The sequence below is a fragment of the Streptomyces sp. NPDC007929 genome (genome assembly GCF_042959065.1).
Classification (GTDB): domain Bacteria; phylum Actinomycetota; class Actinomycetes; order Streptomycetales; family Streptomycetaceae; genus Streptomyces.
In genome coordinates this window covers 198,354-219,819 of the sequence record NZ_JBIBKD010000011.1, presented here as the reverse complement: position 1 = coordinate 219,819, position 21,466 = coordinate 198,354, and the positions used below count along the sequence as shown (strand labels likewise).

At 70.9% G+C, this 21,466-nt stretch carries 18 protein-coding genes; 16 read left to right on the top strand and 2 right to left on the bottom strand.

The genetic code is table 11. From position 1 onward, the window contains the following. Positions 1-75 precede the first annotated feature (75 nt). The 9 genes from ftsW (at position 76) to ACFZDE_RS32440 (ending at position 8,614) form a co-directional block, all read left to right on the top strand. The gene (gene ftsW, locus ACFZDE_RS32480) at positions 76-1,440 is read left to right on the top strand and encodes a putative lipid II flippase FtsW (protein ID WP_391206074.1); all 1,365 of its coding nucleotides are present in this window, start codon (positions 76-78) and stop codon (positions 1,438-1,440) included. Positions 1,441-1,446: 6 nt separating this feature from the next. Continuing rightward, positions 1,447-2,544, top strand: a complete 1,098-nt coding sequence (murG, locus tag ACFZDE_RS32475; protein WP_062926343.1) for an undecaprenyldiphospho-muramoylpentapeptide beta-N-acetylglucosaminyltransferase — start codon at positions 1,447-1,449, stop codon at positions 2,542-2,544. A 25-nt stretch (positions 2,545-2,569) separates the two neighbouring features. Next, on the top strand, positions 2,570-3,364 hold the full coding sequence (locus ACFZDE_RS32470; RefSeq protein ID WP_391206071.1) for an FtsQ-type POTRA domain-containing protein: 795 nt from the start codon (positions 2,570-2,572) through the stop codon (positions 3,362-3,364). Positions 3,365-3,652: 288 nt separating this feature from the next. Then, the gene (gene ftsZ / locus ACFZDE_RS32465; RefSeq protein WP_031131993.1) at positions 3,653-4,846 is read left to right on the top strand and encodes a cell division protein FtsZ; all 1,194 of its coding nucleotides are present in this window, start codon (positions 3,653-3,655) and stop codon (positions 4,844-4,846) included. Between the two features lie 10 nt (positions 4,847-4,856). Beyond that, positions 4,857-5,588 (top strand): peptidoglycan editing factor PgeF, encoded by a 732-nt coding sequence (pgeF, locus tag ACFZDE_RS32460; protein ID WP_391206068.1) that lies wholly within the window; start codon positions 4,857-4,859, stop codon positions 5,586-5,588. 7 nt (positions 5,589-5,595) lie between these two features. Continuing rightward, on the top strand, positions 5,596-6,315 hold the full coding sequence (locus ACFZDE_RS32455; protein ID WP_391206065.1) for a YggS family pyridoxal phosphate-dependent enzyme: 720 nt from the start codon (positions 5,596-5,598) through the stop codon (positions 6,313-6,315). A gap of 129 nt (positions 6,316-6,444) precedes the next feature. After that, on the top strand, positions 6,445-7,086 hold the full coding sequence (locus ACFZDE_RS32450) for a cell division protein SepF (RefSeq protein ID WP_102907744.1): 642 nt from the start codon (positions 6,445-6,447) through the stop codon (positions 7,084-7,086). Between the two features lie 59 nt (positions 7,087-7,145). After that, positions 7,146-7,430 carry a YggT family protein gene (locus ACFZDE_RS32445; RefSeq protein ID WP_030248691.1) on the top strand — a complete coding sequence of 95 codons (285 nt, stop codon included), beginning with the start codon at positions 7,146-7,148 and terminating at the stop codon, positions 7,428-7,430. 56 nt (positions 7,431-7,486) lie between these two features. Continuing rightward, positions 7,487-8,614 carry a DivIVA domain-containing protein gene (locus tag ACFZDE_RS32440; protein WP_391206062.1) on the top strand — a complete coding sequence of 376 codons (1,128 nt, stop codon included), beginning with the start codon at positions 7,487-7,489 and terminating at the stop codon, positions 8,612-8,614. Between the two features lie 773 nt (positions 8,615-9,387). Here ACFZDE_RS32440 and ileS read toward each other — a convergent pair. After that, the gene (ileS, locus tag ACFZDE_RS32435; RefSeq protein ID WP_391206058.1) at positions 9,388-12,531 is read right to left on the bottom strand and encodes an isoleucine--tRNA ligase; all 3,144 of its coding nucleotides are present in this window, start codon (positions 12,529-12,531) and stop codon (positions 9,388-9,390) included. Positions 12,532-13,146: 615 nt separating this feature from the next. On the opposite strand from ileS, the gene ACFZDE_RS32430 reads away from it, so the two are divergent. The 6 genes from ACFZDE_RS32430 to ACFZDE_RS32405 all read left to right on the top strand — a co-directional run bounded on the left by ACFZDE_RS32430 (position 13,147) and on the right by ACFZDE_RS32405 (position 19,568). Next, positions 13,147-14,889, top strand: coding sequence for a TraR/DksA C4-type zinc finger protein (locus tag ACFZDE_RS32430; protein ID WP_391206056.1), 1,743 nt, complete (start codon positions 13,147-13,149; stop codon positions 14,887-14,889). A gap of 89 nt (positions 14,890-14,978) precedes the next feature. After that, positions 14,979-15,632 carry a signal peptidase II gene (lspA, locus tag ACFZDE_RS32425; protein WP_391206053.1) on the top strand — a complete coding sequence of 218 codons (654 nt, stop codon included), beginning with the start codon at positions 14,979-14,981 and terminating at the stop codon, positions 15,630-15,632. Positions 15,633-15,675: 43 nt separating this feature from the next. Then, the gene (locus tag ACFZDE_RS32420) at positions 15,676-16,620 is read left to right on the top strand and encodes an RluA family pseudouridine synthase (RefSeq protein WP_391002076.1); all 945 of its coding nucleotides are present in this window, start codon (positions 15,676-15,678) and stop codon (positions 16,618-16,620) included. After that, entirely contained in the window at positions 16,617-17,084 is a 468-nt protein-coding gene (locus ACFZDE_RS32415) for a GNAT family N-acetyltransferase (protein ID WP_391206050.1), read from the top strand. The genes ACFZDE_RS32420 and ACFZDE_RS32415 overlap by 4 nt, the downstream gene beginning before the upstream one ends. Before the next feature lie 95 nt (positions 17,085-17,179). Further along, complete coding sequence (locus ACFZDE_RS32410; protein ID WP_391002079.1) at positions 17,180-18,766, top strand: Na+/H+ antiporter; 1,587 nt, start codon at positions 17,180-17,182, stop codon at positions 18,764-18,766. A 61-nt stretch (positions 18,767-18,827) separates the two neighbouring features. Next, positions 18,828-19,568 carry an SDR family oxidoreductase gene (locus ACFZDE_RS32405; protein WP_391002081.1) on the top strand — a complete coding sequence of 247 codons (741 nt, stop codon included), beginning with the start codon at positions 18,828-18,830 and terminating at the stop codon, positions 19,566-19,568. Between the two features lie 69 nt (positions 19,569-19,637). Here the strand turns inward: ACFZDE_RS32405 and ACFZDE_RS32400 are convergent, their stop codons facing one another. Next, a complete protein-coding gene (locus tag ACFZDE_RS32400) occupies positions 19,638-20,789 on the bottom strand; it encodes a mechanosensitive ion channel domain-containing protein (protein ID WP_391206047.1) in 1,152 nt (383 codons plus the stop codon). 62 nt (positions 20,790-20,851) lie between these two features. Between ACFZDE_RS32400 and ACFZDE_RS32395 the strand changes: the two genes are divergently transcribed. Then, complete coding sequence (locus ACFZDE_RS32395; protein WP_391206189.1) at positions 20,852-21,466, top strand: dienelactone hydrolase family protein; 615 nt, start codon at positions 20,852-20,854, stop codon at positions 21,464-21,466.

The following is a 21,466-nucleotide window of genomic DNA, read 5'->3' as shown; positions in this document are numbered from 1 at the left end:
ATGTGGCTGGTGCCCGAGCGGTCTGGGGGCGTGCACCGCGCGGCGCTCCCCTCCGGCAAGGCAGGGTGAGCGGCGATGCCCACCAGCCGCACCGGACGGCCCCCGACCCCGCGCGCCCCCAAACGCCCCGTCGCGCCACGGCTCGCGCGGGAGAACCGCGTCCTGAGCCTCTACACCCGCGCGCGCAGGAACTGGGACCGGCCGCTGACCGCCTACTACCTGATCCTCGGCGGCAGTCTGCTGATCACCGTGCTGGGACTGGTGATGGTCTACTCGGCCTCCCAGATCACCGCGCTGCAGATGTCGCTGCCCGGTTCGTACTTCTTCCGCAAGCAGTTGCTCGCGGCGGGCATCGGCACCGGTCTGCTGCTCGCGGCCTCGCGGATGCCGGTGAAGCTGCACCGGGGGCTCGCCTACCCCATCCTCGCGGGCGCCGTCTTCCTCATGATCCTGGTGCAGGTCCCGGGGATAGGGGTGTCGGTCAACGGCAACCAGAACTGGATCGCCCTGGGCGGCTCCTTCCAGATCCAGCCCAGTGAGTTCGGCAAGCTCGCCCTGGTGCTGTGGGGCGCCGACCTGCTCGCCCGCAAGCAGGACAGAAGGCTGCTGACCCAGTGGAAGCACATGCTGGTGCCGCTGGTCCCGGCCGCCTTCATGCTGCTCGGTCTGATCATGATCGGCGGCGACATGGGCACCGCGATCATCCTCACGGCCATCCTGTTCGGCCTGCTCTGGCTGGCCGGCGCCCCCACCCGGCTGTTCGCCGGAGTGCTGTCGATCGCCGCCGTCCTCGGCCTGATCCTCATCAAGACCAGCCCCAACCGCATGGCCCGCCTCCAGTGCCTGGGCGCCACCGAACCCCAGTCGGGGCCCGTCGACTGCTGGCAGGCGGTGCACGGGATCTACGCCCTCGCCTCGGGCGGAATCTTCGGTTCCGGGCTGGGTGCGAGTGTGGAGAAATGGGGCCAACTCCCCGAAGCCCACACCGACTTCATCTTCGCCGTCACCGGTGAGGAACTGGGCCTGGCGGGGACGCTGTCGGTGCTCGCCCTCTTCGCGGCTCTAGGCTATGCGGGTATCCGCGTGGCCGGACGCACGGAGGACCCCTTCGTGAGGTATGCCGCGGGAGGCGTGACCACCTGGATCACGGCCCAGGCCGTGATCAACATCGGTGCGGTGCTCGGTCTGCTGCCGATCGCCGGTGTCCCCCTCCCGCTGTTCTCCTACGGGGGCTCCGCCCTGTTGCCGACCATGTTCGCCATCGGGTTGCTGATCGCCTTCGCGCGTGAGGACCCCGCTGCGCGGATGGCGCTTGCGATGCGGCAACCCCGCTTTGGTAGAAAGCGGGGGGCGGGGGGCACCGGTTCCGGCCGGAGTCCCCGGAGATGGAACACGATGCGACGGCGTGCCTCGGCGGCGCGCTCGTCCGGAGAGCGGTGAATTTCGGTGCATGTCGTACTCGCCGGCGGAGGAACCGCGGGCCACATCGAGCCCGCGCTCGCCCTCGCGGACGCCCTGCGCAGGCAGGACCCGAGCGTGGGCATCACGGCCCTGGGCACGGAGCGCGGCCTCGAGACCCGTCTCGTACCCGAGCGCGGGTACGAACTCGCGCTGATCCCCGCCGTTCCGCTGCCGCGCAAGCCCACCCCCGAGCTGATCACCGTCCCGGGCCGGCTGCGCGGCACGATCAAGGCGACCGAGCAGATCCTGGAGCGCACCAGGGCGGACGCCGTGGTCGGCTTCGGCGGCTACGTCGCCCTGCCCGGCTACCTCGCGGCCAAGCGCCTGGGCGTGCCGATCGTCATCCACGAGGCCAACGCCCGCCCGGGCCTGGCCAACAAGATCGGCTCGCGCTACGCCAGCCAGGTCGCCGTCTCCACGCCGGACAGCAAGCTGCGGGGCGCCCGCTACATCGGCATCCCGCTGCGCCGCTCCATCGCCACGCTCGACCGGGCCGCCGTACGCCCCGAGGCCCGGGCCGCGTTCGGGCTCGACCCCAACCTGCCCACGCTGCTGGTCACCGGCGGCTCCCAGGGCGCCCGCCGCCTCAACGAGGTCGTCCAGCAGGTCGCGCCCTGGCTCCAGCAGGCCGGGATCCAGATCCTGCACGCGGTCGGGCCGAAGAACGAACTGCCGCAGGTCCACCAGATGCCGGGGATGCCCCCCTACATCCCGGTAAGTTACCTGGACCGGATGGACCTCGCGTACGCCGCGGCCGACATGATGCTCTGCCGCGCGGGCGCGATGACCGTCGCCGAACTCTCCGCCGTCGGGCTCCCGGCCGCCTACGTCCCGCTGCCCATCGGCAACGGCGAACAGCGGCTCAACGCCCAGCCGGTGGTCAAGGCCGGCGGCGGACTGCTGGTCGACGACGCGGAGCTGACCCCCGAGTGGGTCCAGCAGAACGTCCTGCCCGTACTCGCCGACCCGCACCGGCTGTACCAGATGTCCCGCGCCGCCGCCGAGTTCGGCCGCCGGGACGCCGACGAGCTGCTCGTCGGCATGGTGTACGAGGCGATCGCCGCCAGTCGTGCACACCGATAGGACTGTATGACGGAAGGCAGGGAGCGTGGCCGGATCGACCACCGCCGAACGCGGTGAACGCCAGCGGGAGTCGTCCGGCCCGCCGCCCCGCCCGAGGTCGCGGCGCGCCCGGCTGCGCGCGATCGTCCTGCTGGGCCTCGCCGTGGTCTTCCTCGGCATCCCGGCCGTCTGGCTGCTCTACGGCTCCGACTGGCTGCGCGCCGAGCGCGTCTCGGTGTCCGGCACCCGGGTGCTGACACCGGCTCAGGTCGAGGCCGCCGCCGAGGTCCCGCTCGGGAAGCCGCTGATTTCCGTCGACACCGATGCGATCGAGACGCGACTGCGCCGGAAATTGCCCCGAATCGACTCGGTTGACGTGGTCCGTTCCTGGCCCCACGGAATCGACCTGAAAGTGGTTGAACGGACTCCGGTTCTGATTGTCCAAAAGGGCGGAAAGTTCGTGGAAGTGGACGATGACGGTGTCCGCTTCGCCACGGTTTCCGAAGCCCCGAAAGGCGTCCCCGCACTGGAATTGACGCCCTCCCGCGCCGGCTCCGCGGCGGCGAGCCTGCGCCGCTTCGGCGAACCCCGGCTGGTGCGCGCCGCGGTCGGCGTCGCCCGCGCGGTTCCGGAGGCCGTCGCGCACGAGACACGGACCGTCAAGGTCCGTTCCTACGACGCCATCTCGCTGGAGTTGCGCGGTGGCCGCACGGTCCTGTGGGGAAGCAGTGAGAAGGGCGCCGCGAAGGCCCGCACACTCACCGCTCTGATGAAAGCAACGCCCGATGCGCGGTACTTCGACGTGAGCGTCCCCACCGCGCCCGCGTCATCAGGGAGTTGACGCACATCCGCGCAGGCCAGCACCCTGGTTGGGCAGTGCTACGGCTGATCACATAGGGTGAAAAGAAAAACGGGAGGTTCGGCGTGTTCGTTGAACGTGCGCCACTTGTCGACTTAGTGTCCTGTTCAGAAGACTCCAAGGAACAGACACACTGGTAACCCTAAACTTCAGGGTTAGGGTTCGGGTCGGCGATACGGACCGTCCCATTCGGCATCAGTCGTCGGGTCGCGGGGCGCAGGGCGTCACGCTGATCCGCCGACACGTAACTCGAGGCGAGAGGCCTTCGACGTGGCAGCACCGCAGAACTACCTCGCAGTCATCAAAGTCATCGGTGTCGGCGGCGGTGGTGTCAATGCCATCAACCGGATGATCGAGGTCGGTCTCAAGGGCGTCGAGTTCATCGCCATCAACACCGACGCGCAAGCTCTGTTGATGAGCGACGCCGACGTCAAGCTGGACGTCGGCCGTGAACTCACCCGCGGACTCGGCGCCGGAGCCAACCCGGCCGTGGGCCGCAAGGCCGCCGAGGACCACCGCGAGGAGATCGAGGAGGTCCTCAAGGGGGCCGACATGGTCTTCGTGACAGCCGGTGAAGGCGGCGGCACCGGCACCGGCGGCGCGCCCGTCGTGGCCAACATCGCCCGCTCGCTCGGTGCCCTCACCATCGGTGTGGTCACCCGCCCGTTCACCTTCGAGGGACGGCGTCGTGCGAACCAGGCCGAGGACGGCATCGCCGAACTCCGCGAAGAGGTCGACACCCTCATCGTCATCCCCAACGACCGGCTGCTGTCCATCTCGGACCGCCAGGTCTCGGTGCTGGACGCCTTCAAGTCGGCCGACCAGGTCCTGCTCTCCGGTGTCCAGGGCATCACCGACCTCATCACCACCCCGGGCCTCATCAACCTCGACTTCGCCGACGTCAAGTCGGTCATGTCCGAGGCCGGCTCGGCCCTGATGGGCATCGGCTCGGCCCGCGGCGACGACCGCGCGGTGGCCGCCGCCGAGATGGCGATCTCCTCGCCGCTGCTGGAGGCGTCCATCGACGGCGCCCGCGGTGTGCTGCTCTCCATCTCCGGCGGCTCCGACCTCGGCCTGTTCGAGATCAACGAGGCCGCCCAGCTGGTGAGCGAGGCCGCCCACCCCGAGGCCAACATCATCTTCGGCGCGGTCATCGACGACGCCCTCGGCGACGAGGTCCGGGTCACCGTGATCGCGGCCGGCTTCGACGGCGGCCAGCCGCCCGCCAAGCGGGACAACGTCCTGGGCTCGTCCTCGGCCAAGCGCGAGGAGCCGGCCCCGGTACGGCAGACCGAGAGCCGTCCCTCCTTCGGATCGCTCGGCAGCGTGACCCCGAAGGAGGACCCGGAGCCCGCTCCGGAGCCGGTCAAGGACATCCCGGTCGCCCCGCCGGTCCCGCCGGCGCCGCGGACCTACTCGGACAGCGCGGCCGAGGAACTGGACGTACCGGACTTCCTCAAGTGATCCTTCAGTCGTGATAGGACAGCGCGAAAGCGCGAGCGGCGCGCACTTCGGCTTCACCGACCGGTGGGGCGGGGTGAGCGCCGCTCCGTATGAGGAGCTCAATCTCGGCGGAGCGGTCGGCGACGACCCCGACGCCGTACGCACCAACCGGGACCTGGCCGCGGGGTCCCTCGGCGTCGAGCCGGACCGGGTCGTCTGGATGAACCAGGTGCACGGGGCCGAGGTGGCCGTGGTGGACGGGCCGTGGGGATCTTCGACCGCGATCCCGTCGGTCGACGCGATCGTCACCACACGCCGGGGGCTCGCCCTCGCCGTACTCACCGCGGACTGCGTGCCGGTGCTGCTCGCCGACCCCGTCGCCGGGGTCGCCGCCGCGGCCCACGCGGGCCGGCCCGGCATGATCGCCGGAGTCGTCCCGGCCGCGCTGCGCGCCATGACGGAACTGGGCGCCGAACCCTCCCGGATCGTCGCCCGCACCGGGCCCACCGTCTGCGGCCGGTGTTACGAGGTGCCCGAGGCGATGCGCGCCGAGGTGTCCGCCGTCGAGCCGGCGGCGTACGCCGAAACCAGTTGGGGCACATCGGCGGTCGACGTGAGCGCCGGAGTGCACGCCCAGCTGGAACGACTCGGGGTGCACGACCGGGAGCAGTCGCCGGTGTGCACGCTGGAGTCGCACGATCACTTCTCGTACCGCCGCGACCGCACCACCGGTCGGCTCGCGGGTTATGTGTGGCTGGACTGATAAGGGCATGACGGACCGCAAGGACGAACTCGCCGCGAATCTGGCGAAGGTGGAACGGCGCATCGCCGACGCGTGCGCGGCCGCGGGGCGGGCACGCGACGAGGTGACCCTCATCGTGGTCACCAAGACCTACCCCGCGAGCGATGTGCGGATCCTCGCGGAACTCGGCGTGCGGCACGTCGCCGAGAACCGCGACCAGGACGCGGCCCCCAAGGCCGAGGCCTGCTCGGATCTGCCCCTCACCTGGCACTTCGTGGGTCAACTCCAGACCAACAAGGTGCGATCGGTGGTCGGTTACGCGAATTTCGTGCAGTCCGTCGACCGTTCCAAGCTCGTCACGGCCCTGTCGAAGGAGGCGGTCCGGGCCGGGCGCGAACTGGGGTGCCTGCTCCAGGTCGCACTCGACGCGGGGGAGAGCGGCAGGGGTGAGCGGGGAGGCGTCGGGCCCGGCGGGGTCGAGGAGTTGGCCGGACTCGTGGCCGGCGCCCCAGGGCTCCGGCTCGACGGACTGATGACCGTCGCACCGCTGACCGGGGAGTACGCGGGCCGCGAACGGGCGGCCTTCGAGCGGTTGATGGATTTGTCGACCGACCTGCGCCGGAGTCATCCGGCTGCCACCATGGTCTCGGCAGGGATGAGTACGGACCTCGAACAGGCCGTGACGGCCGGAGCGACACATGTGCGCGTCGGCAGCGCGGTACTCGGAGTCCGCCCCAGGCTCGGGTAACGTCGCCAAGAAGTCGGACCACAGCAGAAAATATGGTCATTGCCGCCGATAGGCGGATTCAAGGACCTCGTGGATCGCGGGCACTTGGCAGTCGTCAGCCGATCCACCACAGAGCGGAGGACTCAGAGCATGGCCGGCGCGATGCGCAAGATGGCGGTCTACCTCGGCCTCGTGGAGGACGATGGGTACGACGGCCGCGGATTCGACCCCGACGACGACTTCGAACCCGAACTGGACCCGGAGCCCGAGCGGGACCACCGACGGCACGAGCCGTCCCACCAGCCGCACGTCTCACATCAGCCCCAAAGGGACGAAGAGGTACGAGTCGTACAGCCGCCCGCGCCTCGCGAACCGGCCGCCCGTTCCGCTTCGCTCCCCGCGGAATCCAGCCGCCCGGCGCGTATCGCGCCCGTGGCATCCATCACACAAGAACGCGCAAGTCTGGAGAAGAACGCACCGGTGATCATGCCCAAGGTCGTGTCGGAACGAGAGCCTTACCGGATCACCACGCTTCACCCACGGACCTACAACGAGGCCCGTACCATCGGGGAACACTTCCGTGAAGGCACTCCGGTGATCATGAATCTGACTGAGATGGACGACACAGATGCGAAGCGACTTGTCGACTTTGCGGCCGGTCTGGTGTTTGGTCTTCACGGCAGTATCGAGCGGGTGACGCAGAAGGTGTTCCTGTTGTCGCCTGCTAACGTCGATGTCACGGCGGAGGACAAGGCCCGCATCGCAGAGGGCGGGTTCTTCAACCAGAGCTGAGACGCACCACCGGAACAGCAGTACCGAGCAGGGCACAGGGGAGAGGGAAGCAAGAGGTCATGAGCGTGGTCCTGGATGTCGTCTACATCGCGCTGATGTGCTTCCTCATCGTGCTTATCTTCCGGTTGGTCATGGATTACGTCTTCCAGTTCGCCCGCTCATGGCAACCCGGCAAGGCGATGGTGGTCGTTCTGGAGGCCACCTACACTGTCACTGATCCACCGCTCAAGCTTCTGCGGCGGGTCATTCCGCCGCTGCGTCTCGGGGGCGTGGCGCTAGACCTGTCCTTCTTCGTACTGATGATCATCGTCTACATCCTGATCTCGATCGTGAGCCGGCTGTGATGAGCGATGTGACCTACCGTCTTGCCGAATGCCGACGACTACGTTGAGGTGAAGAGATGCCGTTGACCCCCGAGGACGTGCGGAACAAGCAGTTCACGACCGTCCGCCTCCGAGAAGGCTATGACGAGGACGAGGTCGATGCCTTCCTCGATGAGGTCGAAGCCGAACTGACCCGCCTGCTCCGTGAGAACGAGGACCTGCGCGCCAAGCTGGCCGCGGCCACGCGCGCTGCCGCGCAGAATCAGCAGAACATGCGCAAGCCTCCGGAGCCCCAGCAGGATCAGCAGCAGCAACAGCAGCAGCAGGGCATGCGCGGTCCGGGTGGTCCCGTCCCCGCCGGCATATCGGGCCCGCCGCAGCAGCAGATGGGTGGCCCCATGGGTGGTCCGCCCCAGCTGCCGAGCGGTGCCCCGCAGCTGCCCGCCGGCCCCGGCGGTCAGGGTGGACCTCAGGGTCCCGGTCCGATGGGCCAGGGTCCGGGTCCGATGGGCCAGCCCCCGATGCAGCAGCAGATGGGCGGCCCCATGGGCGGCCCCGGCCCGATGGGCGGTCCGATGGGCGGCCCCGGTCAGCAGGGTCCCGGTGGCGACAGCGCCGCCCGTGTCCTCTCGCTGGCCCAGCAGACCGCCGACCAGGCGATCGCGGAGGCCCGTTCCGAGGCCAACAAGATTGTGGGCGAGGCGCGTTCGCGTGCCGAGGGTCTGGAGCGTGACGCCCGTGCCAAGGCCGACGCCCTGGAGCGGGACGCGCAGGAGAAGCACCGCGTCGCGATGGGCTCCCTGGAGTCCGCCCGCGCCACGCTGGAGCGCAAGGTCGAGGACCTGCGCGGCTTCGAGCGCGAGTACCGCACGCGCCTGAAGTCGTACCTGGAGTCGCAGCTGCGCCAGCTGGAGACCCAGGCCGACGACTCGCTGGCTCCGCCGCGCACCCCGGCGGCCGCGTCGCTCCCGCCGTCCCCGGCGCCCTCCATGGCTCCGGCCGGTGCGAGTGCCCCGTCCTACGGTGGTGGCAACCAGACGATGGGCGGCGGCCCTTCGCCGTCCGCTCCGTCCTACGGCGGCCAGCAGCAGATGTCCCCGGCGATGACCCAGCCGATGGCACCGGTCCGGCCGCAGGGTCCGTCTCCGATGGGGCAGGCTCCGTCTCCCATGCGTGGGTTCCTCATCGACGAGGACGACAACTGACGGTTGGTAGTACGCCGTAGGCGTTGGCAGCGTTCAGGGCGGGGCCCCGGATTTCGATCCGGGGCCCCGCCCTTTTGCTACGCGTGTTCACGTGGTTCGCGGTGTTTGTTCGGACGTGGGTGGAGTGTCCGACGCACGCAACGCCGAAGGCCCGGACCCTGAGATTTTCGAAGTACTCGGGGTCCGGGCTGAGGTCGGGGCATCACGCAGCCCGGCGCCAACGGGGTGCCGCCCGCGCCCACCCGTGCCGCCCCAGCGGCACGACTGCCCGCAGGCTGCGCCGACGGGCCCAAGGGGCACGGGGAACTGCGCGATCAGCCACGGCGTGCCCGCAGGCGCGGACCGAGCGGGCCCGGCATGCGCGACCGCGTGCCCCAGTGGCGCAGGGGGTTTTAGGGGCGCGGGGAACTGCGCGATCAGCCACGGCGTGCCCGCAGGCGCGGACCGAGCGGGCCCGGCAGGCGCGACCGCGTGCCCCAGTGGCGCAGGGGGTTTTAGGGGCGCGGGGAACTGCGCGATCAGCCACGGCGTGCCCGCAGGCGCGGACCGAGCGGGCCCGGCAGGCGCGACCGCGTGCCCCAGTGGCGCAGGGGGTTTTAGGGGCGCGGGGAACTGCGCGATCAGCCACGGCGTGCCCGCAGGCGCGGACCGAGCCGACCCGGCAGGCGCGACCGCGTGCCCCAGTGGCGCGGGGAACTGTGCGGTCGGCTGTGGCGCGCCTGCGGTGCCGAGCGAGTCGGCCCCGCAGGCGCGACCGCGCGCCCCGGCCGGTGCTACGCCTTGCGCAGGCGGAACGTCAGGGTCAGGCCCTCGTCGGTGAAGGCGGAGCCATACGTGTCGTCCGCCTCGCCCTGGGCGAAGTCCGTCGCCAGAACCTCGTCGGCGATCAGGCCCGTGTGGTCGGTCAGAGCCTCCACCGTCGCCCGGTCCGTGGCCGTCCAGCGCAGTGCGATGCGGTCGGCCACGTCGAGGCCGCTGTTCTTGCGGGCCTCCTGGATCAGGCGGATCGCGTCACGGGCCAGGCCCGCCCGGCGCAGCTCCTCGGTGATCTCCAGGTCCAGCGCGACCGTCGCACCCGAGTCGGAGGCCACCGACCAGCCCTCGCGCGGGGTCTCCGTGATGATGACCTCGTCGGGAGCCAGCGTGATGGTCTCGCCGTCGACCTCGACCGAGGCCGTGCCCTCGCGCAGGGCGAGCGACAGGGCGGCCGCGTCCGCGTTCGCCACGGCCTTGGCCACGTCCTGGACGCGCTTGCCGAACCGCTTGCCCAGCGCACGGAAGTTGGCCTTCGCCGTGGTGTCGACCAGGCTGCCGCCGACCTCGCTCAGGGTGGCCAGCGACTCGACGTTCAGCTCCTCCGTGATCTGCGTGCGCAGTTCGGCGTCGAGCGTCTCGAAGCCCGTCGCCGCGATCAGGGCGCGGGAGAGCGGCTGGCGCGTCTTGACGCCCGACTCCGCGCGTGTGGCACGGCCCAGCTCCACCAGGCGGCGCACCAGCACCATCTGCCTCGACAGCTCCGGGTCGATGGCGGTGAGGTCCGCCTCCGGCCAGGACGACAGGTGAACCGACTCGGGGGCGCCCGGGGAGACCGGGACGATCAGGTCCTGCCAGACCCGCTCGGCGATGAACGGGGTCAGCGGGGCCATCAGCTGCGTGACCGTCTCGACGACCTCGTGCAGGGTGCGCAGGGCCGCCTTGTCGCCCTGCCAGAAGCGGCGACGCGAGCGGCGCACGTACCAGTTCGACAGGTCGTCGACGAACGCGGACAGCAGCTTGCCGGCCCGCTGGGTGTCGTAGGCGTCCAGTGCCTGGGTGACCTGGTCGGTGAGCGCGTGCAGTTCGGACAGCAGCCAGCGGTCCAGGACCGGCCGGTCGGCCGGGGCCGGGTCGGCCTCGGACGGCGCCCAGTCCGACGTACGGGCGTAGAGGGCCTGGAAGGCGACCGTGTTCCAGTACGTCAGGAGCGTCTTGCGGACGACCTCCTGGATCGTGCCGTGGCCCACCCGGCGGGCCGCCCACGGGGAGCCGCCGGCCGCCATGAACCAGCGGACCGCGTCGGCGCCGTGCCGGTCCATGAGCGGGATCGGGTCCAGGGTGTTGCCCAGGTGCTTGGACATCTTGCGGCCGTCCTCGGCCAGGATGTGCCCGAGACAGACCACGTTCTCGTACGAGGACTTGTCGAAGACCAGCGTGCCGACGGCCATCAGCGTGTAGAACCAGCCGCGGGTCTGGTCGATGGCCTCGCAGATGAACTGCGCCGGGTAGCGGGCCTCGAACAGCTCCTTGTTCTTGTACGGGTAGCCCCACTGCGCGAACGGCATCGAACCCGAGTCGTACCAGGCGTCGATCACCTCGGGCACGCGCGTGGCCGTCTTGCCGCAGCCGCCCTGCGGGCAGGCGAAGGTGACCTCGTCGATGAACGGGCGGTGCGGGTCCAGGCCCGACTGGTCCGTGCCGGTCAGCTCGGACAGCTCCGCGAGGGATCCGGCGCAGGTGAGGTGGTCGTCCTCACAGCGCCAGATCGGCAGCGGGGTGCCCCAGTAGCGGTTGCGGGACAGGGCCCAGTCGATGTTGTTGTTCAGCCAGTCGCCGTAGCGGCCGTGCTTGACCGTGTCGGGGAACCAGTTGGTGCCCTCGTTCTCCGCGAGGAGGCGGTCCTTGAGCGCGGTGGTGCGGATGTACCAGGAGGGCTGCGCGTAGTAGAGGAGCGCGGTGTGGCAGCGCCAGCAGTGCGGGTAGCTGTGCTCGTACGGGATGTGCTTGAAGAGCAGGCCGCGCTCGTCGAGGTCGGCGGTGAGCTTCTCGTCGGCCTTCTTGAAGAAGACGCCGCCGACGAGCGGGACGTCCTCCTCGAAGGTGCCGTCGGGGCGGACCGGGTTCACGACCGGGAGGCCGTAGGAGCGGCAGACCTTGAGGTCGTCCTCACCGAAGGCGGGGGACTGGTGGACCAGACCCGTGCCGTCCTCGGTGGTGACGTACTCGGCGTTGACGACGAAGTGGGCCTCGGCCGGGAACTCGACCAGCTCGAAGGGGCGCTGGTACGTCCAGCGCTCCATCTCCGCGCCGGTGAACGACTGGCCGGTGGTCTCCCAGCCCTCGCCGAGGGCCTTGGCGAGGAGCGGCTGGGCGACGACCAGCTTCTCCTCGCCGTTGGTCGCGACGACGTAGGTGACCTCGGGGTGCGCGGCGACGGCGGTGTTGGACACCAGGGTCCACGGGGTCGTCGTCCACACCAGGAGGGCGGCCTCGCCGGCGAGCGGGCCGGAGGTGAGCGGGAAGCGGACGAAGACCGACGGGTCGACGACCGTCTCGTAGCCCTGCGCCAGCTCGTGGTCGGACAGGCCGGTGCCGCAGCGGGGGCACCAGGGGGCGACGCGGTGGTCCTGGACCAGCAGGCCCTTGTTGAAGATCTCCTTCAGCGACCACCAGACGGACTCGATGTACTCGGGGTCCATCGTGCGGTACGGGTCCTGGAGGTCGGTCCAGTAGCCCATGCGGGTCGTGAGCGCCTCGAAGGCGTCCGTGTGCCGGGTCACCGACTCGCGGCACTTCGCGTTGAACTCCGCGATGCCGTACGCCTCGATGTCCTGCTTGCCGGAGAAGCCGAGCTCCTTCTCGACGGCGAGCTCGACGGGCAGGCCGTGGCAGTCCCAGCCGGCCTTGCGGGCCACGTGGTAGCCCCGCATGGTGCGGAAGCGGGGGAAGACGTCCTTGAAGACGCGCGCCTCGATGTGGTGGGCGCCGGGCATGCCGTTGGCGGTGGGCGGGCCCTCGTAGAACACCCACTCGGGGCGGCCCTCGGACTGCTCCAGGCTCTTGGCGAAGATCTTCTGCTCGCGCCAGAAGTCGAGCACGGCGTGCTCGAGGGCGGGCAGGTCGACCTGGGCGGGTACCTGGCGATACGTCGGCGATGTCATCAGCGGGCTTCCTCCGGCGGACTTGCTGCCTTCCGTCCGGAGGGACGAGAGCCGTGTCTTTCGTACGCCGGTTTCGGCGCGCTCCCGCGGTACCACCCTCCTTGGCCCTCCGGCACGGGGTGTGCGCCGGTGAGCCCCCTCATTGGGGTCGCGATGCCGGGTCTACTGGCCTGTGCCTTTCGGCCGGGGGCTTTCTTCCGGCGGCTCCGGGGTGATCTTCACGTCGCGCTCGCCCCCGGGCTTCCACCGTCCCCGGGTCGCTCTGGGCTGCGTACGCCGCTACTCGTCCCCATCCACGCTTTTCGCTCCGCCCAGTGTACGGCGCCGGGCGAACGGCGGCGGACCGGTTTTCGGGGCGGGTGGGGGTGGAGGGACTCGTGGGAGGCGGTCCAGGTCCCAGTGGGCAGGCGGTATGGGTTTGATGACCCGAATAACACGGTATAGGTGTTCGGATCCTGGGACGTCCGGCTCGGCGGATTACCGGGCGGGCAGCTGGGCACAACGGATGCAGGTCGCCGCGCGGCGTGCGCGAGCGGGCGAATCGGGCGGTGTGCCCCGTTGCCGCGGGACTCGAGTCGATTTATCGTCCCAGCACGATTCGCGAGCAAGGTCACAATGTCTGAAGGGGCCGCGGCCATGGTGGCGAAGAAGACCGCCGTACAGCACTCGGCGTCCGGCAGGTCCGCGGAGGCCTCCGGCGGCGCGGCCAAGGACGTGGGCGGGAAGAAGGCGACAGCCACGAAGACCTCCCCGGTCCGGCACGCCGGGAAGAAAACCACCGCCAGGAAGACCTCCCCGCCCCGGCACGCCGCGAAGGAGAAGGCCGCGGCCGAGCGGACCTCCCCGGCCGGTGAGGCGACCGCCGGGAAGAAGACCACGGCCAGGAAGACCTCCCCGCCCCGGCACGCCGCCGAGGAGAAGGCCGCAGCCAAGCGGACCTCCTCCGCGGCCGAGGGCTCCACGGGTGGGAAGAAGGGCGCGGCCCGGAAGTCTTCCCCGGTCGGGGATGCCGCCGAGGCGTCCCAGGCCAGGAAGACCTCCCCTGCTGGGGATGCCGCCGAGGAGAAGAGCACGGCCCAGCAGGCCTCCCCGGCCGGTGAGGCGACCGGCGGGAAGGCCGGGGCCAAGACGGCGGGTGGCAGGCGGACCGCCGCGGAGCGGCCTCCGGCCGAGGGAGCCGGTGGCAAGCGGGCCGCCGCCGGGCGGTCCCCGGCCCCGGCCCCGGCTGGGGAGACAGTCGGCAAGCGCGCCGCCGCGGAGCGGAGCCCGGCTGAGGAGACTGCCGGCAAGCGGGCCGCCGCCGAGCGCACCCCGGCCGAGGAGACAGCCGCCCAGCAGACCCCAGCCAAGAAGGCCGCCGCCCAGCGGACCCCAGCCAAGAAGGCCGCTGCCCGCCGGACCACGGCCGATAAGGCCGCCGCTCAGCGGACCCCGGCCGGAAAGGCGGGCGGCAAGCGGACCCCGGCAGGAAAGGTGGGCGAGAAGGGGGTCCCGGCCGGGAAAGCGGGAAGCAAGCAAACCCCGGGCGAGAAAGCCGGGGGTGAGCAAACCCCGGGCGGGAACGCCGGGGGCAAGTCAACCCCGGGCGAGAAGGCCGGGGGCAAGCGAACCCCGGGCGAGAAGGCCGGAGGCAAGCGCACCCCAGCCGAGAAGGCCGGGGGCGAGCAAACCCCGGGCGGGAAAGCCGGGGGCAAGCTAACCCCGGCTGGGAACGTCGGGGGCAAGCGCAGTCCGGGCGGGAATGCCGGAGGCGAGAGCACCACCAGGAGCGCGGTCGGCGAGGGCGTTGCCCAGGCCGGCGCGGTCACACAGGACACGGCCGGCAGTACGGCCACGAAGGCGGGTGCGGCCGAGGCCGCCCGGCAGACGGGAGCGACGACGGTGGTTGCCAAGAAGACTCCTGGCACGGCCACGGCGGCGAAGACCGCCGTCCCGAAGGCGCGGATCGCCGCGGCGGAACCCGGTGAGCTGGCGGTACGCCCGGGCGAGGACCCCTGGACGGCGGAGGAGGTCGAGGAGGCCCGGTCCGAGCTGACGTCCGAGGAGACCCGGCTGCGTGAGGAGATCACGTCGTCGGAGCGGTCGCTGGCCGGTCTGATGCGGGACTCCGGGGACGGCGCGGGCGACGACCAGGCGGACACCGGCACCAAGAACATCACCCGCGAGCACGAACTGGCCCTGGCCGCCAACGCGCGGGAGATGCTGATCCAGACCGAGCGGGCCCTGGAACGCCTGCACGCGGGCACCTACGGCCTGTGCGAGAACTGCGGCAACGCCATCGGCAAGGCCCGTATGCAGGCCTTCCCCCGGGCCACCCTCTGCGTGGAGTGCAAGCAGAAGCAGGAGCGCCGCTACTGACCGGCCGCCGAATGCCTCCTGAGCACGTGCGACGTACGGGGTGTGCCGTACCCTCGTCCTCAGTCAGGCACCTAGGTTGAGGGACTCACGTGGCAGAGGCGGAGCGCATCATCGGTACGCCGGACACACCGGACGCGACCGGGGGCGGCAAGGAGCGGCCCGACTCCGGGGACACCCCGGCGACCGGCGGGCCCGGCTCCGGCCCCGCGGGAGCGTCCGGTACCGGCGAGGCGGAGGACACCGCCGCGCGGCCGCGGGGCCGGCGCCGGATCGCGGTGCTGTTCGCCGTCGCCGCGTTCGCCTACGCCCTCGACCTGATCAGCAAGCTGATCGTGGTGGCCAAGCTGGAGCACCACCCGCCCATCGAGATCGTCGGGGACTGGCTGAAGTTCGAGGCGATCCGCAACGCGGGCGCGGCCTTCGGCTTCGGCGAGGCCTTCACCGTGATCTTCACCATGATCGCGGCGGCTGTGATCGTGGTGATCGCCCGGCTGGCCCGCAAGCTGTACAGCCTGCCCTGGGCGATCGCGCTCGGCCTGCTGCTCGGCGGTGCGCTGGGCAACCTCACCGACCGGATCTTCAGGGCGCCGGGCGTCTTCGAGGGCGCGGTCGTGGACTTCATCGCGCCCAAGCACTTCGCGGTGTTCAACCTGGCCGACTCGGCGATCGTGTGCGGCGGCATCCTGATCGTGCTGCTGTCCTTCCGGGGCCTCGACCCGGACGGGACCGTCCACAAGGACTGAGCGCGCGTACGGGCCTGTCGGTGCCGTCCGGCATACTCGACGGGTGAGCACGCTTCCCGAGATCCGTACCCTGCCCGTGCCCGACGGCCTGGAGGGCGAGCGCGTCGACGCCGCCATCTCCCGCATGTTCGGCTTCTCCCGTACCAAGGCGGCCGAGCTCGCCGCCGCGGGGAAGGTCACGGTCGACGGGTCGGTGGTCGGCAAGTCGGAGCGCGTGCACGGCGGCGCCTGGCTGGAGGTCGAGATGCCGCAGGCGCCCGCGCCGGTGCAGATCGTGGCCGAGCCGGTCGAGGGCATGGAGATCGTGTACGACGACGATGACGTGGTCGTCATCGTCAAGCCCGTCGGCGTCGCCGCGCACCCCTCTCCGGGCTGGACCGGGACGACCGTCATCGGAGGCCTGGCCGCCGCCGGGTACCGCATTTCCACCTCCGGCGCCGCCGAGCGCCAGGGCATCGTGCACCGGCTCGACGTGGGCACCTCGGGCCTGATGGTGGTCGCCAAGTCGGAGCGCGCCTACACCTCGCTCAAGCGCCAGTTCAAGGAGCGCACGGTCGACAAGCGGTACCACACGCTCGTCCAGGGCCACCCCGACCCGACCAGCGGCACCATCGACGCGCCCATCGGCCGGCACCCCCAGCACGACTACAAGTGGGCCGTCACCGCCGAGGGCAAGCCGTCCGTCACGCACTACGACCTCATCGAGGCGTTCCGCGCGGCCTCCCTGCTCGACGTGAAGCTGGAGACCGGCCGTACGCACCAGATCCGCGTCCACATGGCCGCCCACCGCCATCCCTGTGTCGGCGACCTGACCTACGGCGCCGACCCGACGCTCGCCAAGCGTCTCGGCCTGACCCGGCAGTGGCTGCACGCGGTCAGGCTCGGTTTCGAGCACCCCGGGGACGGTCAGTGGGTGGAGTTCTCCTGCGACTACCCGGAAGACCTGAGCAAGGCTCTCGACCAGGTCCGCGAGGAGACCTACGCGTGAGCGCCCCGTGCCGGGTGCGGGTCGCCGAGGGCCCGGCCGACCGTGAGGCGTGCTTCGCGGTGCGCAAGGAGGTCTTCGTCGGCGAGCAGGGTGTGCCGGAGGACCTGGAGTACGACGCGTACGACGCCGGAGCGGTCCATGTGCTGGCGGTCGGTGAGGACGGTGTGCCGCTCGGGACCGGGCGGCTGCTGCACGGGGAGGCGGCGGTCGCGCAGACCGGCGCCGACCCGTCCGTGGGCTGCCTCGGCCGGCTCGCCGTGGCGGGCGCCGCGCGCGGACTCGGTGTCGGCGCCGCCCTGGTACGGGCCATCGAGGACGCGGCACGCGCGCGCGGGCTGACGGCCGTGGACCTGCACGCGCAGACGCACGCGCTGGGCTTCTACGAGCGGCTCGGCTACGAGCCCTATGGACCCGAGTATCTGGAGGCCGGCATTCCGCACCAGGGGATGCGGCGTTCGCTCTAGCCTCTCGTGGTGGGTGCCGAAACGGTTTGTCCCGGGAGCCGCGTGGCAGGCTTGAGGTCAGTCGTGTGAACCTCTGACCTCCCGGAGTGCTGACCGTGGATCAGTTGGCCCTGCTGTTCGTGCTGCTGCTCGGGGCCGTGATCAGTGTCCCCCTGGGCGATCGGTTCAAGGTGCCCGCGCCGGTGCTGATGACGCTCCTGGGGATAGTCCTCGCGCTGCTGCCGTTCGTACCGAACGTCGAGATCGCGCCGGACCTGATCCTGCCGCTGCTGCTGCCGCCCCTGCTGTACGCCGCCGTGCGGCGCACCTCCTGGCGGCAGTTCGCCGCCAACAAGCGGCCGATCTTCCTGCTGGCCGTGGCCCTGGTGTTCGTCACCATGGCCTGTGTGGCCGCCGTGGCCGACGCCATCGTGCCCGGGCTGCCGCTCGCGGCGGCCTTCGCGCTGGGCGCGCTGGTGGCGCCGCCGGACCCGGTCGCGGCGACGGCCGTGGCCGGGCAGCTGGGGCTGCCGCGTCGGCTGGTGTCGATCCTGGAGGGCGAGGGGCTGTTCAACGACGTCACGGCCATCGTCCTCTACCACGTGGCGATCGCCGCCGCAGTCAGCGGAACGTTCTCGCCGTGGAAGGCCGGGCTCGATCTGGTGCTGTCGGCCGTGGTGGCGGTGGCCGTGGGCCTCGCGCTGGGCTGGGGCGCGAACAAGCTGATGGAGGTGCTCGGCGACGCCACCCTGCAGATCGGGCTGACCCTGCTGGTGCCGTACGCCTCCTACGTCATGGCCGAGGAACTGCACGGCTCCGGTGTGCTCGCCGTGCTCACCACCGCGCTGTTCCTCGCGGAGTACGGCTCGGACGCCGACGACGTCATGACCCGGCTGGCCGGGCACACCTTCTGGAACATCGTCGACACGCTCGTCACCGGCGTCGCCTTCGGGCTGGTCGGGCTCGAACTGCACAACGCCATCAACACGGCCTCCGGTCGGTGGGGCGAACTGCTGGGGTGGGCGGCGATCGTGGTGGTCGTGGTCGTCCTCGCGCGGCTGCTGTGGCTGCTGCCGGCGACCTGGCTGACCAAACGGCTGCACGCCCGGCGGGACTACGACGAGGACATCCCGGTCAGCTGGCGCGAGACCGTGGTCATGTGGTGGGCGGGGATGCGCGGGGTGGCCTCGGTCGCGCTGGTGCTGGCGATCCCGCTCGAGACCGACGCGGGCTCGCCGTTCCCCAGCCGGGACGAGATCATCTTCATCGCCTTCGGGGTGATCATGGCGACGCTGGTGCTCCAGGGCCTGACACTGCCGTGGCTGGTACGGCTGCTCGGGGTGAAGGCCGACGAGGACAAGGAGAAGGAATTCGCGAAGGCACTGGCCCTCCGGGCGGCCAAGGCGGCGAAGCAGCGGCTGCGGGAGATCGAGGACGGCGAGGAGCTGTCGGAGGAACTGTCCGAGCAGATGCTGCGGCGGGCCTACGAGATCGGCGTGCGGATCAGCCCCGAACTGGCCGAGGACGAGCGGCGCGAGGCGTACCGGGAGGGCGCCCGGCGGGTGAAGCGGGTGCGTCGGATCCAGCAGGAGATGCTCAGCGCGGCACGACACGAGGTACTGGCCGCGCGCAGCGAACCGGGGGCGGATCCCGAGGTGGTCGACCGGGTTCTGCGGCACCTCGACGTGCGCAGTCTGAAATGAGGCCGGCGGCAGCGGCAGGCGGTTTGACCTCGGGTGGCCGGGGCGTCGTAGGGTCGTTCGTATGGCACGGAATGTAGTAATCAGTGGTGGAGGAACAGGAATTGGGCTCGCGGCGGCCCGGGTGTTCGCGGCCGGCGGGGACCGGGTGCTGCTGCTCGGGCGGCGCGCCGGTGTCCTGGAGAAGGCCGAGGTGCCCGGAGCGCTCACCTACGCGGCCGATCTCGCCGAGCCGGAGGACGTGCGCGGGGTCGCCGCCTTCGTGGAGCGGGAGTTGGGAGCCGTGGACGTGCTCGTGCACAGCGCCGGGGGCAGCGGGCTGCTCGAACCGGACGCCCCCGGTGACGACCCGCTCGCGGCCGTCGCGCACACCTGGAGTGTGAACTTCCGGCTCAACACGCTCACCGCCGTCCTGCTCACCGAGGCGCTGAAGCCGAGGCTCGCCGAGCCCGGCGGCCGGGTGCTGTTCCTCAGTTCCATCGCCGCCTACCGGGGTTCCGGGAGCGGGGCGTACGCGGCGGCCAAGGCGGGGCTGCACCCGTACGCCCATGATCTGGCCCGGGAGCTGGGGCCGCGCGGCATCACCGTGAACGTGGTCGCGCCCGGCTACATCGAGGACACCGAGTTCTTCGGGGACGCGATGGCCGAGGAACGGCGGGCACGGCTCATCGGCGAGACGTCGAACGGGCGGGCCGGGACGCCGGGAGACGTCGCCGAGACGCTGCACTGGCTGGCCTCCCCGGGCGCCGGGCACATCACCTCGCAGGTCGTTCAGGTCAACGGTGGCGCCGAGCGCGGCCACTGAACCGCCGCACGGCAGGAGGGCTCCCCGCACCGCGGGGAGCCCTCCCGGCATATGAGTATGGGTCGGGGGTCACCGGTCCGGGCGGCCCGAGTTGTGGTTGCCGTGGTAGCGGCGCTGCTGCGCCGGGACCCCTTCCTGGGACGGACGGTGGCCGTTGGCGTTGGCGTTGCCATGGCCGGACGGCGGCAGGATCGCGTCCGCCGTGTTGACCCGGGGCAGGGCGTACGGATGCTCGTCGGCGAGCCAGCGGAGCATCTGCTCGCGGACCGTGACCCGTACCGTCCAGATGTCGTCCGCGTCCTTGCCCGTCACCAGGGCCCGCACCTCCATGGTGCTCGGGGTGCTGTCCGTGACGGTCAGGTTGTAGGCGCGGCCGTCCCAGGCCGGGCACTCGCGCAGGATGTCCCGCAGCTTCTCGCGCATCGCCTCCAGCGGCGCGGAGTGATCGACGTGCCAGAAGACGGTGCCGGTCATCTGTGGGGTGCCGCGCGACCAGTTCTCGAACGGCTTGGACGTGAAGTACGACACCGGCATGGTGATGCGGCGCTCGTCCCAGGTACGCACGGTCAGGAACGTCAGGGTGATCTCCTCGACCGTGCCCCACTCGCCGTCCACCACCACGGTGTCCCCGATGCGCACCATGTCACCGAAGGCGATCTGGAACCCGGCGAACATGTTGCTCAGCGTGGACTGGGCGGCGACACCGGCGACGATGCCGAGGATGCCGGCCGAGGCCAGCAGCGACGCGCCCGCCGCCCGGAACGCCGGGAAGGTCAGCAGCATCGTCGCCGCGGCCACCACTCCGACGACCGCGGACACCACCCGCATGATCAGCGTCGCCTGGGTGCGCACCCGGCGGACCCTGGCCGGGTCACGATGGGCCCGGGCGCTGGCGTACCGGCTGTATGACGTCTCGACGATCGCCGCCGTGATACGGATCACCAGCCAGGCGGCCGACCCGATCAGCACCAGGGTCAGCGTCCGGCCGACGCTCTCGGCGCGGCTCTCCAGCAGCTCCGCCTGGTCGTACGACCCTCTCAGCAGGGCCGCGAAGAGGACCAGCATGTAGGGGATGCGGCCACGGCGGAGCAGACCCCACAGCGGGGTCTCGTGGTGTCGTTCGTCGGCCTTGCGCAGCAGGAAGTCGGTGGCCCAGCCGATCACCAGCGTGAGCACGACCGAGCCACCGACCACGAGCAGCGGTCGTAGCAGGTTCTCCATGCCCCCGAACCTAACCGGCTCCCGGGGTGCATGAACATGTGACTTCCGCGGCACCGTGGGTAGTGCCGGGATCCCGGCTCGTCACACCCGACTGGCACCATGGCCCCATGAACATCATGCTCTTTCACTCGACCTTCGGACTGCGACCCGCCGTGCTCCGGGCCGCTGACCGGCTGCGCTCGGCCGGACACGAGGTGTGGACCCCCGACCTCTTCGAGGGGCGCACCTTCGAGTCGGTCGAGGAGGGCATGGAGCACAAGGAGAAGATCGGCAAGGAGGAGCTGCTGAAGCGGGCCGTGCTGGCCGCCGCTCCCTACTCCGAGCGCGGGCTGGTGTACGCGGGATTCTCGCTCGGCGCCTCCATCGCCCAGACCCTCGCCCTCGGCGACGAGAAGGCCCGCGGCCTGCTGCTCCTGCACGGCACGTCGGACATCGCGCCGGACGTCACGGTGGACGAGCTGCCGGTCCAGCTGCATGTGGCGGAGCCGGACCCCTTCGAGACGGACGACTGGCTCAGCGCCTGGTACCTCCAGATGGGCCGCACCGGCGCCGACGTCGAGGTGTACCGCTACGCCGGGGCCGGCCACCTCTACACCGACCCCGACCTGCCCGACTACGACGAGGAGGCCGCCGAGGCCACCTGGCGGGTGGCGCTCGGCTTCCTCGAGACGCTGTAG